The organism is Candidatus Lernaella stagnicola (genome assembly GCA_030765525.1).
Lineage (GTDB): Bacteria > Lernaellota > Lernaellaia > Lernaellales > Lernaellaceae > Lernaella > Lernaella stagnicola.
Window position 1 is genome coordinate 87,014 of the sequence record JAVCCK010000044.1, and the last position, 14,985, is coordinate 101,998.

Below are 14,985 nucleotides of genomic sequence, written 5' to 3' on the forward strand. Positions count from 1 at the left end.
TTCGCCGGCTCCGATGGATGTCGGCGGTTGGTCAACGCGCATTAAAGATAGTCGCGCGAATCGGCAAAGAAAAGAGCCCGCAGGCGTCAATTCGGGGCGCCGCATCCCGCATCGGCATCGTCGTCTTCATCCTCAACCGCGTCGGGTTCCTCGTCATCATCGTCGATGTCGACTCCCGCCGGCAATTCCGACAAATCATCCCACGTCAACACAGATGGCTCGATGAACGGCGAATACACTCCGTCGGCGGAGAAAGATACTCCCATCTCGCGGCGATGGGGCAGGAAATACATCGTTTGGACCGTCGTGGACAGGAAGTAGTCCTGAACGACCGCCGCCTCGATCGCCCACATGTCCGCCAACGTCATTTGCCCGTCGAGACGATCGATGCCGTCGATCATCGTTTCGTAGCGTCGGCATTTTTCCGCTTCACGCAGTTTGCGCAAATGGTTGGTCGAGATCACTACGTCGGGCGGCAGGCGCGGTTCGTCACTCGCCCAACGCGGCGTCGCCCCACCGTTGTCGACTTCCAGCACGAGACCGGGATCGTTTTCGCCATCGAAGGGAAACGCCAGGTTGATCGCCACGGCGCCGCTGCGTCGGCGACGCGACACGTGGGCGATCAACTCGTCCAACTCTGTGGCGTCGCCGGTGTCGGCGTGCATGGCTTCACGCAACGCGATGCCGACCGGCACGAACCATGGCGTGAAATTGTTTTCCCACAGCGGCACGCCGTTGTGCGCGATATTGACCAAGGCCGTCACGCCGCTTTCATTCATGCAGGAGAGACACGCGAAATAACCTGGAAACGTAACGCTGGCCACGCTTTGACCCGGCGGGTCGGTCGGCGAATAGACGACCACCAACGTGCGTTCGGGAAGCAGAAAAGGATTGGGACCGGCGGTTGTCCAATCGAGGTTGCGCACCGCGACGGTTTCTCCCCCGGCCAGCGGCTCGGCGGCGGTCGCGTCTCCCCAAGCCACCTGAGTACTGCAGCCCATCGCGCCGATATCGCCCACGGCGTTGCACAAAAGCAGGTCCGCGGCATCGAATTGCCTGCCCAACGAGGGGATGAAGGTGTCGGCCCCGGCGTCGTGCATGCCATCGATCATGCCGGTCACTTCTTCGGCATAAGGTTGCGGCATGACGAACAGCAGCGGCACGATTTCATGGACGATGTCATATAGCATCGGCGGCAGCAGGTGCAGAATGTAGCCGTGCATTAACTCGATGATTTCATCGCCCTTGATGTGCCCGTAGGCGTACCCCATTTCGTAGTGGCTTCCCCACACGTGGAGGACCTCGGTGCCGTCCACCTCGTGCAAGTAACCGTTGATCGGCGGGTCGGGTTCGGCCGCCGCAAAGCCCGCGGCGAGCAGGACAAAACAAACGACGATTGCGGCACTTCGTTGCATGGTATCCTCTGTTTGTGGGCTCGGTCGCGATGAATTTTGCCTAGTATACGGGCTCGTTGGGCGTTTCTCAATCGTGAGCGGTCAACGTCGCCGGCCCTCACCACCGGAGCAAGGCAGCGACTTCGCCGAGCTTCGCCAAGGCGGGAATGGGATCGGCGTATTCCACTTCGGCGCCGGTTTGCACGGCCAGTTCGGTGACGGCCTCGATCAGCGGCACATCGAAGGCCTCGCTCGAATTGCAGGCTGGACACCCCTCGCCGATCGGCAAGAAAGTCGCACCGCAATCTCCGCAACGGCTGACTTGTTGCTGAGAATCCCGATTCACGATCAACGCCGCCGCCCGCCCTTGGCGCAAGACGTCCAGGACATCGCGCCCGCCCGCGACGGCCAAACCGCCGCGCAGGTATTCGCCCTTGATGCGGCGCCATAGGTCCGCTTCATCGCTTCGTTCGGCGGCGGTGACCAAATCGAATATTTCGCGTTCCATGACGGTTTCGTTTTGGCGCAAATCAAGCGCCTTTTCGCCTACGACCATGCCGGCGAGTTCATGGGGCAAAGCGGCGTCGATTTCCGCGACCGCTTCCTTGCCGCCCACCAGCACGAGACGGGAAAACTCCTGCGCCTGCGCCAACGCGCGCAAATGCTCGACGACCTCGTCGGCATACCGGCCGATCTGCTTGTCGCGGCGGCGTTCGTACCGCTGCTGCGACCACCCGCCCTTGCGCACGTGGTTTTTGATGTCGCCCCGCACGCGGCTTTCATCGACGTGACGTCCGCCGGCGACGAGGAAAATTCGCGCGACGCGGTTATCGGCAACGACCACGGCGTAATTTTCGAATTCATCGAAGGTCTCGGCCAGCGGGGAAATAAGCGGCGTGGAATCGACGTGGCATACCATGGGGACCCGCAACCGGGGAAGCGTCCAGCCGCGAAAGTAGTCGAGGGACGCGGCGGCCACGAACAGCACCGCGGTGCCGGCGGCGCGTTCATCCAGGAACGAAGCGAGTCGCGCAACGTTCGCCGCTAGGTCTTGGCTTTCAGGCCGTTCGCCGGCCAGTAGTTCGCGGTAGGCAGCCAGACGCTTTTCCAGGTCGCGTCGCTGCCCCTCGGGGCTCAGGTACACCGTCAGCACCGAACGCGTCGGCGCGACGAGTTCGGCGAGTTCTCTTAGATCGGCAGGCATCGGGTTCATGTCGTTCCTCCGTTAGTCGGCGATTCACTTCGCGGCGCGGAATGCAGTGTAGCGGACTAAGCCTTCTTCGCCCAACGCTCGACGCGGGCCGCGTAGGGCAGCCATTGCTTTTCGAACTCGGAGGCCACTTTGCCCGCTATCCTTTTCCCGACGACCGGAATCGGAATCTCGATGTCGACGGTCAGATCCATGTCGGTTTTGCCGCCCTTCTCGGTCAGACGATAGGCGCCGGAAATTGTAACGCGCTTCGCGTGCTTGCCGCCGCCCTTCCATACCCAGGTTCCGACACGCGTCGCCAGGTTCCACTGAACGATGGTCAGGTTGTGTTCCACAGTGCTTTTATCCACGCCGGTCAAGCCGATGGCATACGCGTCGACGTGGATTTCGAAGTCGTGTTCGGCGTCGGTTTGGATCAGATCCCTGATTTCCACGTTCAGCGCGTCACGGCTTTTTTCGCTTTCCTCGATCATTTCCGGGTTGCGAATCGCGGCCATAACGGCTTCGACCGGGGCATCGATGGTAAAGGTTCCGGAGATTTGCACAGCTCGTTTCCTTTCTGCTGATTTCGGTGCCGGATGGAGTCCCAACAAACCGCCTATTGATAACACAATTTCGCCGTCGATTTCACGGTCGTTCCACAGCATGGTTGATAATGGGATTCTTGCGGGAGTCGGTCGCCCCGTACCGCCTTCGTTCGCGTTTAAAAAACAGAACGGACGCGACATACGCCGCGCCCGCCCCTGACTCCTAAAGGGTAACCGTTACCGGTCCAATGGAGGGAAAGATCCTATCTTCTCTACCCATTCTCCAAAAAACGAATCTCTTTTTAAGAGCGTTCGACCGTGTCGCCACGACCAACTGGGAGCAGACGGGTAACCGCCTGCTCCCCGCCTTCCTACCGCAGGAATCCAATTCGCCGTCGCGTGTCCGATACGATTTACTCGTTTTTTGTGCAATCACCGTTCCACGTTCCGGGACAAAAGAATAACTGTCGGATAATTCCTGTTATTTTCTTGATTGTGCGAACGCCGGCTCGAATCAAACCCTCATAACAAAAGTGATTGATCTCGAGCTGTGGCCAAGATTCGATTTTGTTCTCAATAGTTATTTTTTATTGCGAAAGCAGAGGTATAACTTTTGTCATATCCCTTTTGACACGTAGTATTGCGGCTAGTCCAGCTGGCGCTTGATCGCTTTGCTCAGCCCGGGTTGCGAGATTCCCAACAATTTCGCGGCGAGAGTCTGGTTCTGTCCGGCACGCCGCATGGCTTCGTCGATGAGTAATTGCTGCGCCTTTTTAAGGGTGGGTAGCTGTTCAAAAAGCGCGAAGGGACTCTGCCCCTGAGCGACTTCCGGCGGCGGCATTTCACCTTGGGCGCTACGTCTTTTATCAATGTATTCGCTGATTTGTTTCATCGACAGCATGCGCGATTTATGGCGGCTCACGGCATCCAGGATCATCGATTCAAGTTCGCGAACATTCCCGGGAAAATGGTATGTGGCCAGAAGTGAATTCAGTTCGCGCGGCGGTGTCGGCTTGGGTTTGTTCAATTCGTCCGCCGCTTTCTGGAGAAAATGGTCGACCAGCAACGGCAGGTCGTCGAGCCGGTCGATCAGGGGCGGGATATGAACGTGATGCGTTTGTAGGCGGTAGAAGAGATCGCTACGAAACGCGCCTTCGGCTTTCATTTTCTCCAAGTCGCGATTGGTGGCCACGATGATTCGGGCGTTGGACTGCCGCGGCACGTCGGCGCCCAGCGGGAAGAATTCGCGCTCCTGCAATAGGCGCAGCAACTTGACCTGGCTTTCCGGCCGCAATTCGCCGATCTCGTCCAGGAAGAGCGTGCCCTTGGCAGCCGCTTGCACGAGGCCGTCACGGGCGCGGTCGGCGCCGGTATACGAGCCCCGCAAATGTCCGAATAACGTGTCGGAGAACATGTTGTCGTCCAGACCCGAAACGTTCACCGTAATCATCTCGCCGGTGGCTTTGCTGCACCGGTGAAGGGCCCGTGCGATCAGTTCCTTGCCGACGCCCGTCTCGCCGGTGATAAGAACCGGCATCGAGGATTGCGCGATGGTCTCCACGTACTGGAAGATTGATTGCATCTGTGCGTTTCGGCAGATAATTCCGGCAAAGGCTTCTGGATTTTCCAAATCACCGGCCAACACGCGCTTACGAAAAGACAAGTATTCGCGGCGCAATTCCCTTAGTTCGATGGCGCGTTTCACGCCGGTGACCAGCCGGCCCTCTTCCACGGGTTTGACCATGTAGTCGAAAGCCCCGGCTTTGATGCACTTCACGGCCGTGTCGACATCATCGACGCCCGTGACGACGATCACCGGCAGGTCCGCATACTGCGCGACGATTTCGTGCAATAGTTTCTCGCCCGATTTTCCCGGCATCGACAAATCCAACAACACGACGCTGTATTCCTGTTCGGCCAGTAGGCCCATCACCTCGGCGCTGTTTTGGCAGCCTACCGTTCGCGTGAGACCTGCTGTTTCCAGCGTGAATGTGAATCCGTTAATCGCGGCGATCTCGTCATCCACGATCAGAATCGGCAGGCTTGGATACGCCGTATGCGGCATCTACGCTTCCCCCTTCCGGTGGGCCGGTTTCATCGGCGGCAGCGTGACGGTCGCCACGGTCCCCCGCATCGGTTTGCTTTCGAATTCCAACCGGCCGTTGTGATCGGCGACGATCTTGGCACTGATCGACAGCCCCAAGCCGGTGCCGCCGGCGCTGCGTTTGGTCGTGAAGAAGGGATCGATGATGTGGACCAGATCTTCCTCGGCGATGCCGACGCCGCCGTCTTTGACTTCAATCGTAATATCGCCTTTCGGATTCTCGTGCGTTGATAGGACGATGGGCGTTTCGTCGTCGGCGACCGCCTGACACGCGTTTTGCAGCAGATTGATCACGACCTGCTCCAAACGCTGAAAACTGCCTTGGACCGACGGCAAATCGTCGCCGTACTCCACGCGAAATTCGTGCGTGGCGTTCTTGATCATGTTTTGCAGCAATTCGATGGCCGAGCGGACGACCTCGTTGACCTCCACCGGCTGTTTGACCTGACTCGGTCGACCGCCGGCGTAGTCGCGCAATTCATCGACAATCGCCTTGATGCGCTTGCTCCCTTCAATAATGTTGACGAACATGATCGCCATCTGTTCGCGTCGCACCGAGTAGTTGCGACCCGCCAGTAAAAAATCGCCGTGTTCTTCACAGTAGCGATCCAGCAGCGGCAGCACATCGTGACAGATGGTCCGCAAGGGGCCGACGTTGGCCACGATAAACTGGTTCGGATTGTTGATTTCGTGCGCCACGCCGGAGACAAGATGGCCCAGGGTGATCATTTTGTCGGCCTGGATCATCTGCTGCTCGTGCATACGCGCCGCTTCCTCCGCGCGATGTTGTTGCGTGATTTCGTCGCCGACCTCTACCACGCCCACCACGGCCCCCGTTTCGTCCAGTACCGGGTTCGATTCAATACGCCACACACGGGAGTCGCCCATCGAATAGACATCGGCTCGCTGCGGCCTCCCGGTCGATAGCGCCAGGCGTGTCGGGCAGCAATCACAGACATGTCGGCGTTCCAACCAGATTTCACTGCACTGGCGGCCCACCATCTCGTCGGCCGGCATTCCATTGCGGTCCAAGGCCGCTTGATTGGCCCACACGACGCGCAAATCGCCGTCCAAGTGGACGATCTCTTCGGACACCGAACTGAGGATCAGCGCTTTCTCCGCTTCGGAATCGCGAAGCGCCTGCTCGAAACGCCGGCGTGTGGTGATGTCCTCCGCCGCGCCGTACATGCGCACCGCACGCCCCTCTTTCTGCTCGATGATCGGCCGGCCGGTCAATCGCAGCCAGCGTACTTCGCCCGTCTTCGTTTTGATGCGTAATTCGGTCGTGTCCGCGTTGCCGGACATCAAGCGCTCGGCATGGGCCACCGCTAAGTGGGCGTCGTCGGGGTGAACGATACGTTGCCACGACGCGGTAAACGAGATGTCTTCCGGCGCGTAGCCGGTCGTGCGGTAGAAGGCTTCGGTGACCCATTCAAAGACTGGTTCACCATCGTCGGAAATCCGCAAAGAATAGGCGTAATCGGAGGTCATTTCGGAAATGATGCGGTACCGCTCTTCGCTAAGCTGTAACGCTTGTTCGGCCCGCTTTCGTTCGGTGATATCCACCGCGACACCGATGAGCGCCTCGACCTCTCCGCGTTCGTTCCGCAGTGTGTTAATTGACAAATCAGCCCAAATCGCGCAGCCGTCACGCCGCACGAAACGGAGCTCTAAGCGCATATCGGCGAGCACGCCGTCCAGTAGTTGCTGCGCCCGCTCGCGGCCCAGTTCACGGTCTTCGGCGGGCAGCACGTCTTCGATTAGTAACCGCAGTACATCATCCCGCGAGTATTGCATCACCTCCAACCACTTGTTATTGACCTGCACGAAACGCTGTTCGTGATCGATAACGCAGATCGCGGTGGCCGCGTTGTTGAAAATCGCCTGCAGCCTTTCCTGGCTGCGGCGTATCTCGTTGCCGGCCCATTTTCGTTCGCTGATGTCGCGGATCAACGCCAGCGCCGCCGGTTCGCCTTCGTAGTCGATCGGCACAACGACGGCCTCGACGTCGATCACCGAGCCATCCAAGCGCACACCCCGCGTCTCGGTCGGCAGTACCTTGCGGCGCTCATTGAAAATGACGGACCAGCGTTGGGCGATGATCTCCCGATCCTCCGGATGAACGACGTCCATCACGTTGTGCCCCAACAAATCTCGCGGCTTCTCGGCGCCGTACAGCTTTGCGGCCGCGGGATTGACGAACAAAAATTCGCCGTTTCGGTGCACGATGATCGCCTCGGGCGACCACTCGATCAGCATGCGATAGCGTTCTTCGCTTTCTTCCAAGGCGCGCCGCGCATGGTGGATATCGGTCAGATCCGTAACGACGACGAGGCGGTTGAGCAAATCCGGGGGGTCGGCCATCGAGACGAACTGGCATCGCACAAATCGCTTTTCCCCGTCTTTACGTTCCACCCAAAGCAGCAATTGCGCGGGCAGTTCGCCTTTTTCGCGCACCTGCCGAACGAATTGTATGAGCCGTTCGTGCTCTTCGGGCACCATCGCCGCCAGAACGCCGAACCCGCGCAACTCTTCGTGCGTGCGGCCGGAAATCTGCTGCACTTCGCGGTTGGTGTATACGACTTCGCCGTTCGACACGAGGATAATTCCCACCGGGGCGTTTTCGGCGATGCTGCGGAAACGTCTTTCGCTCAACGCCATGGCGCGCTCGGCCTCGCGTCGCTCGGTTTCGTCGTGCGAGAACACCCCGACTTTGACCACGCCGCCTTTCTCGTCCCGCACTGGATATACGGAGTGCGAGTAGAAATGGCCGTTGACCTCGTCTTGGTAATAAACCGGTCGCCCTGTTTCGAGCACTTCGGCAAAATGCTTGCGGCGCGATTTGACAACCGGAGCGGGTGTCAAGTCGAACAGGTTTCGGCCGAAGTATGTGTTGGCGTCGCCCCCTTGTTGTTGCAGGAATTGCCGATTGACCGCCTCAATCGCCCCGCCGCGATCGACCAGCAGCGCGATATCGTGGGTGGCGTTTAGTAGCGTGCGCAGGGCCGATTCGCTTTCTCGCAAGGCGGAGACGGCGCGACGGCGTTCGGTGACGTCGATCGTGTGCACCAGCGTGTACGGGTCGCCGCCGGCCTCGCTGTACTCGGTTGCGCTGAATTCCAGCGTGCGAATCTCGCCGTCCCGGCACAACACGTCCGCAGCATGCCGCTCGGTCGGGTCGATACCTTCGTGTCGCAGCCCAAAGAGTTCCAACAACTCCTCGCGGGCAGCCGGTGCAATAAACTCGGTCAGATGGCGGCCGATCATTTCCCGAACCTCGTATCCGAGCACCTCCGCCATGCGGCCGTTCGCGTATATCAAATCTCCTCGGTCATCGAGCACGGCGATCCCTGCGACTGGGCTTTCGACGACCTGCCGAAAACGCTCTTCACTCGCGCGCAGTTCGGACTCTTTCTCTTTTCGATCCGTGATATCTCGCGTAATACCCACGGCGCCGACCACATTGCCCTCATTATCGAAGAGCGGGTTGGCGGTCAGTTCCACTTGGATGACGCGGCCGTCTTTGCACTGATGGAGGACTTCGGCCCGCCATCCCTTTCGCCGCCTTCGTGATTCTCCGGTCCCCGGAATGACCGCATCGGCGTGCCGCCGCATTTCACCGATCGCTTCCTCGGACATGAACAGCCCGAGCCCACCGGCGACGATCTCCGCCTCCGTGTATCCGAGCATCCTTCTTGCCGAAGGGCTGCAAAACGTGAGGTTTAAGTCGGTATCGACCTGCCAGATGATGTCGGGGACTTTGTCGGCAACCAAGCGGCACCGCGATTCACTTTCCCGCAGCGCTTGCTCGATTTTTTTTCTTGTCGTGATGTCGCGCGCTATGACGATATGGCCGCGCCCTTCGAAGCCGACCGGCGACAGCCGTTTCACGGACCATTCCACGGCAATACGGGCGCCGTTTCCGTTCGGGAGATAATACTCGCCGGTCCACTTCCCCGTGCGCTCCACGCGCCGCAGTATTTTTTGCCACTCGTCGACGCCGGCCAGCGGAACGACTTCGGGCATGCCGAGGCCGATCATGTCCGCCGCCTTCCGTTCCAACATTCCTTCGGCGGCTTCGTTGCAAAAAACCACACCGGTTTCGTCCATCGAAACGAGTACGGCGTCGTCGATGAAATTGAAACCCTGCAAAAACGAAGCTAGTTTCCTGGCGTCCGACATTACCGGTCTCTCCCCACGGACCAGTCCAAAAAACAATTATTAGGAGGCTACCAAATTCAGGTTTTTACGATGCGGGATTTTCCGGAGGTTGGCAAGCCGCCAGCTACTCGGCGGGCTGTGGTTCGCTTTCCGGCGGGCGCGTCTTGCGGTCCAACGTGACGTGGAAGGTGCTGCCGATATTCTCCTGACTCTCGACACGCACCTGTCCGCCGTAGAGCGCCGCGATTTTTTTAAGGATGGAAAGGCCCAAGCCGGTGCCCATGATATTGCGGGTTTTGGGGTTCTTGATTCGGACGAATTCGCCGAACAGCTTGGCCACTTCGTCCTCGCTCATGCCGATGCCCGTATCTTGAACGGCGATCACGATACGCTTGCCACTGCCATCGACCCGCACGTCGACCCGCCCGCCGTCGCGATTGTATTTGACGGCATTGGTCAGCAGGTTGTTGAAGATAATCTCCATTTCGCCCGGATCGGCCACGACCGACAGATCGCCGGACGCCTGCAGCTCGACGGCAATATCCCGCTGCTGCGCTTCGGGCGTCACGGTTTCGATGGCTTGCTCGGCAATCTCAGCCAGGTCCACGTCCACCAACTCGCGTTTCTTTTGCCCCGATTCCAAACGCGTCAGATCCAGTAGATCGTTGATCAGCTTGCGCATCCCGCCCAAACGCACGATCGAGCGCTCGACGGCCGTCTCGTAGGCACTGATATCGTTACCCGCCGGGCGGTCCCGCAACAGGTAGAGGTATCCCTCAATGGCGCCGAGGGGCGCTTTGAGTTCGTGCGCCACGACACTGGTCAACTCGAAACGCACGCGGCGTTTTTCCTCAGCCAGCTTGCGCGCCTGGCGACGCAGCAGAAGGTGCTTAGCCGCCTTGTGAACGACGGATTTCAATTCCCCGGGCGTAAAGGGCTTGGCTAAAAAGTCGTAGGCGCCGCGTTTGGTGGCGGTCACCGCGGTTTCCAACGACGCGTACGCGGTAATCATGACGGTCAAGCAGTCGATCTCGGTTTTGCCGATTCTCTCCAACACATCCAAACCCGAAATGCCGGGCAGCTTGTAATCAAGCAACAAGATGTCCACGGCCTGCGACTGCAACTTCTCGACGGCCTCTTCACCGCTGGCCGCCGTATCGATATTGACCGTCGCCACCCCCTGAAACTCGGGCATGTGTACGGTAAAGCCTTCCAACGCACGGCAGACCGCCATGCGCATGCCGAGTTCGTCGTCCACAACCAGGAGGTGAAGTGATTCCATGCCTACCCGTTCGTCAAGAGTCGGTCGATTTCCCGCTTGAGTTGCTCAAAACGCGCCGGCTTGGTCAGCACGGCGTCAGCTTTCAGCCACGTTTCGCTACCCTCGGCGGTGGTATCGAATTCCATGCCGGTTTCGCTTGTTACGGCCGTCACCATAATCACGGGCACGTGCGGAGTGCGCTTTTTGATGCGGTGGCACAACACGAATCCGCCGTCCATATTCTCCATCATCAAGTCCACGATGGCGATGTCGGGCGTTTGTTCGGCAAGAATTTTGCTTGCTTCAGCTTCGCTCTCGGCTTCAATGACCGTAAATCCGGCCGCCTCAAGCTGGATCCTCATCTGGGTCAAATAATCCACATCGTCGTCAACAATCAATACGGTTTTGCGATCCATTATCCACCTGCCTTCTGCAACGGCGATTTTTCTCGCCGGGTTCGGTTCTCATTTCACACCGCAGCCCGAAGGCTTTACGCGGCGGTAGGCTGTCGCGGCAAAGTAACCGTGATCGTCGTGCCGGTCGGGCCGGCTTCGCGGTCGTTGTTGGACTCAACCCTAATGTCACCACGATGCATCTTGACAATTCCGTAGGTGACGGCAAGTCCTAAACCGGTTCCCTTGCCCATCTTTTTGGTCGTATAAAAAGGCTCAAAGATTTTGTGCAAACTGCCTTTGGGAATGCCCATTCCTGTGTCGCTCACCGAAATCAGCACCCGTGAATCGTCGCCCCAAGTGCGCACGACCAACGAGCCGCCGTTGGCGTCCATCGCGGCGAACGCATTGCTGACCAAATTGGTAACAACCTGGCTGATTTGATCCTTGTCGAGTTCCACTTCCGGGTCGCTCAGGTCCTTCCTAAGTTCAATCCTCACGTTCTCCGGCGGACGCAAGGTTTTCAAGCTTGCCTCGATCAGCGCGTTCAAATCTGTCGGCAACAACACGACGCGGTTTTGCCGCGCGAAATCGAGCAGGTTCGCCACGATTTTCTTGCACCGGTCGGCTTGCTCCACGATTAAACTCAGATCCGAATACAGCTTGGACTCTTGCGAGCATTCCTCAAGCAAAATGTGCGCGTACATCAGTACGACGCCCAACGGATTGTTCACCTCGTGCGCCACGCCCGCGGCAAGCTGTCCCATGCTCGCCAGCTTTTCGGATTGAATCAGCATCTGCTGTGTATCGGCGAGTTGCTCGTGCGAATCGTCCAGTTCCTTAATTGTCTTGCGCAACTGTTCGATCGTATACGGCAAACACATTTCCGATTCGGCCAAGCCTTTGTGAATCGCAATCGCGTGTTGCCGGCACGTGTCGTAACCACAAGCTCCACAATTGAGTTCGTCCTCGGGTTCGAATTTGCCCATCGACGCCAAGATCTTCGATATCTCATCCGTGGAGGGCATCGGCGAGGCCTGGTCGTCCACCGAAAATTGCCCGCGTAGATCCCGATCGGAAAACGCCGGGCTGTAGAACATGCTGTACAAATTGTAGCTGCGGAAAAATTGGGTGAACTCCCGTCGCAGGCTGAGGTCGGCGAACGTTTCCATGTCCGCTTTCCATTCCTCCATGTCGGTGCGTTCGAGTTTGGCACGCGCATAGCGACTGACCCGCGCGCGACGCCGAAACAGCGGTGCATCGGTCACGGTTCCCGGACCCATGATGCAGCCGTTGCAGGCCAACACCTCCAACAAGCGCACATCCAAGTCGCCTGAATCGAACTCGCGAATCGCCTCGACAAAATCGCGCCGCCCATCTACCGCGACGATTTCCCCGGTCAGCAAATCTTCCGAGATTTCCGCAGCCTGCAAGAAACCACGACTGATCGGAAACAGCATGCCCACACCACCGCGCGGCGCATCGAAATCGCTGGGTTCGACGCCTTCGGGTTCGATGCCGTGTTCCTCGAACATCTCGACAAGCTCACCGAAGGTCAGCACCGCGTCGACTTCCCCGGGCGAATAGTCGCCCCAAGCCTCGGCTTTCTTTGCCAGACACGGCCCGATGAATACGACGCTCAATTTCTCGCCGTATAAACGCCGCACGACCCGCGCGGTCGCAACCATCGGCGAAACGATTGGCGCTAAGTTCCCGATCGATCCCGGGTAATACTTCTCGACGAAGCTAAGAACCGCCGGGCAATTGATGGCGATGAATCGTTCGTCCGGACGCTCGTCGAGCAACTTGGAATAGCGATCGGCTACCAGATCGGCGCCGAAAGCCACTTCATTGACGTAGGTAAAGCCGAGGGCGCGCACCATACCCACAAAGCGTTCGTATTCGATATGGCTGAAATCGACGGGGAAGCTGGGGGCAATGATGGCCACCACGGGTTCATTGCGACTAAGCAGATTGTTGACTCGGTTGGTCGATCGCAGCATGCGCTTGGCTTGCTGACTGCATACCCGCACGCAATTGCCGCATCCGATGCAGCGGTCCGGGATCACCTCGGCTTGCCCGTCGGAGACGCAAATCGCCTTGGCTGGGCATTCGCGAACGCAGGTGTAGCACCTCCGGCAGCGTTCGCGGATCGTGGTGACCAACGGAATCGGTACGTCTTGATGCATGGCGCGTTCTACGCTCCTATTATCAGATTACGTCCCGCTTTTCGTATTTCGTATGCAACAACTCGTGACTCTTATGCCCCAGGGGCTTGCCCAGGAATTCGTCATACAGGCGCTGTATCCATTTGTTGCCATGCGATACCCGCATATCGGCGTCGCGATCGATATCGTACAAGGCTTTCATGCGCGCCCGCACGGAGCCTTCGTCCGTGTGGTAGGGCTGCCCGCCGCCGCCAATGCAACCGCCGGGGCAGGTCATGATTTCCACAAAGTGCAGGTCGTCGCGCCCGGCGCGGATTTCGTCCAGCAGCCGCCTCGCATTACCCAATCCGCTGACCACCGCCACGCCGACAACCAGACCGTCGATCTCTACCTTCGCTTCCTTGACGCCCTTCATGCCGCGCACGGCGGTCACTTTCAAGTTCTCCAACTCGCGGCCTGTAATCAAGTAATGTGCCGAGCGGATCGCCGCCTCCATCACACCGCCGCTGGCGCCGAATAGCTTGCCGGCGCTGCTGCGCTCGCCGAACGGGGTGTCGGCGCTCTGCGGATCCAGCGCGTGAATATCAACGCCCTGCATCGTGATCAGTTCACCCAATTCACGCGTCGTTAATACCGCGTCGATATCCGAGAGACCGCTTTGCGTCATCTCGGGTCGATTGGCTTCGAATTTCTTCGCGGTGCACGGCATGATCGACACCGAATAGATCTTGCTGGGATCCACGTCTATCTTTTCGGCGAAGAAGGACTTGATAATCGCGCCCATCATCTGCTGGGGGCTTTTACATGTGGATACATTCGGCAGGAATTCCGGATAGAATTGCTCGGCGAATTTAACCCACCCCGGCGAACACGAAGTGAACATCGGCAGCGGACCATTGTTTTGCAGGCGATGCACCAGCTCCGAACCTTCCTCCATGATTGTCAGGTCCGCCGCGAAGGCAGTGTCAAACACCGTATCGAATCCCATCTGCCGGAACGCAGCCGTCATCAACCCCATGATATCGCGACCGGGCTTGACGCCCAGCAACTCGCCCACGGTGACCGAAACCGCCGGGGCATGCTGCACAACCACATGCTTGTCCGGGTCGGCCAACGCCGCCAGCACTTCGCGAATGGAACTCTTTTCGCGCAATGCGCCGGTGGGGCATACCATCACGCACTGGCCGCAATTGACGCAGGCGCTCACGTTGAGCCCCTCGCCGAAAGCGGTGCTGACGATGGTCTTTGAACCGCGATGGGTGAACTCGATCGCCGAGACGCCCTGCACTTCCTCGCATACCCGCACGCACTTGCCGCACAGAATGCACTTGGCCGGATCGCGCACGATTGCCGGGCTCGACGCATCAATGTGATATTCGCTTTTCGTGCCGTGATAAACCCGATGCCGCACCCCGAGATCGGCCGCCAGCTTCTGCAGTTCGCACGTGTTGTTACGGGCGCAATACAAGCAATCGTCCGGGTGATTGGCCAGCAAAAGTTCGATGATCGTCTTGCGGGCCGTGACCGCGCGGGGCGAGTGAGTCTTAACCTTCAGCCCCGGCGAAACCGGAAACGCGCAACTGGGCACCAGACCCGGCCGACCTTCCACTTCCACAACACACATGCGGCATGAGCCGCTGGGAAACAACCCTTCTATGTGGCACAGGGTTGGAACGTTGATGCCGTTGCGCCGCAAAGTCGTCAGCAGCATTTCGCCGGGCTTGGCTTCGATGGTTTTTCCGTTGACTTCTATTTGTACCATGTCCGG

9 protein-coding genes are annotated in these 14,985 nt (G+C 58.8%); all 9 read right to left on the bottom strand.

The window, feature by feature from the left end:
• Positions 1-86: 86 nt before the first annotated feature.
• The 9 genes from P9L99_20930 to P9L99_20970 all read right to left on the bottom strand — a co-directional run bounded on the left by P9L99_20930 (position 87) and on the right by P9L99_20970 (position 14,979).
• Positions 87-1,415 carry a C45 family autoproteolytic acyltransferase/hydrolase gene (locus P9L99_20930; protein ID MDP8225838.1) on the bottom strand — a complete coding sequence of 443 codons (1,329 nt, stop codon included), beginning with the start codon at positions 1,413-1,415 and terminating at the stop codon, positions 87-89.
• Between the two features lie 97 nt (positions 1,416-1,512).
• Positions 1,513-2,607, bottom strand: coding sequence for a Vms1/Ankzf1 family peptidyl-tRNA hydrolase (locus P9L99_20935; protein ID MDP8225839.1), 1,095 nt, complete (start codon positions 2,605-2,607; stop codon positions 1,513-1,515).
• A 56-nt stretch (positions 2,608-2,663) separates the two neighbouring features.
• Complete coding sequence (locus tag P9L99_20940) at positions 2,664-3,149, bottom strand: DUF2505 family protein (GenBank protein ID MDP8225840.1); 486 nt, start codon at positions 3,147-3,149, stop codon at positions 2,664-2,666.
• A gap of 628 nt (positions 3,150-3,777) precedes the next feature.
• The gene (locus P9L99_20945) at positions 3,778-5,196 is read right to left on the bottom strand and encodes a sigma-54 dependent transcriptional regulator (protein ID MDP8225841.1); all 1,419 of its coding nucleotides are present in this window, start codon (positions 5,194-5,196) and stop codon (positions 3,778-3,780) included.
• Positions 5,197-9,417: a PAS domain S-box protein gene (locus P9L99_20950; GenBank protein ID MDP8225842.1), complete on the bottom strand. Its 4,221-nt coding sequence runs from the start codon at positions 9,415-9,417 to the stop codon at positions 5,197-5,199. It abuts the gene before it with no gap.
• A 103-nt stretch (positions 9,418-9,520) separates the two neighbouring features.
• On the bottom strand, positions 9,521-10,678 hold the full coding sequence (locus P9L99_20955) for an ATP-binding protein (protein MDP8225843.1): 1,158 nt from the start codon (positions 10,676-10,678) through the stop codon (positions 9,521-9,523).
• Positions 10,679-10,680: 2 nt separating this feature from the next.
• Entirely contained in the window at positions 10,681-11,073 is a 393-nt protein-coding gene (locus tag P9L99_20960) for a response regulator (GenBank protein MDP8225844.1), read from the bottom strand.
• Between the two features lie 74 nt (positions 11,074-11,147).
• A complete protein-coding gene (locus P9L99_20965) occupies positions 11,148-13,238 on the bottom strand; it encodes a [Fe-Fe] hydrogenase large subunit C-terminal domain-containing protein (protein MDP8225845.1) in 2,091 nt (696 codons plus the stop codon).
• 22 nt (positions 13,239-13,260) lie between these two features.
• Positions 13,261-14,979: an NADH-dependent [FeFe] hydrogenase, group A6 gene (locus P9L99_20970; GenBank protein ID MDP8225846.1), complete on the bottom strand. Its 1,719-nt coding sequence runs from the start codon at positions 14,977-14,979 to the stop codon at positions 13,261-13,263.
• Positions 14,980-14,985: the final 6 nt, after the last annotated feature.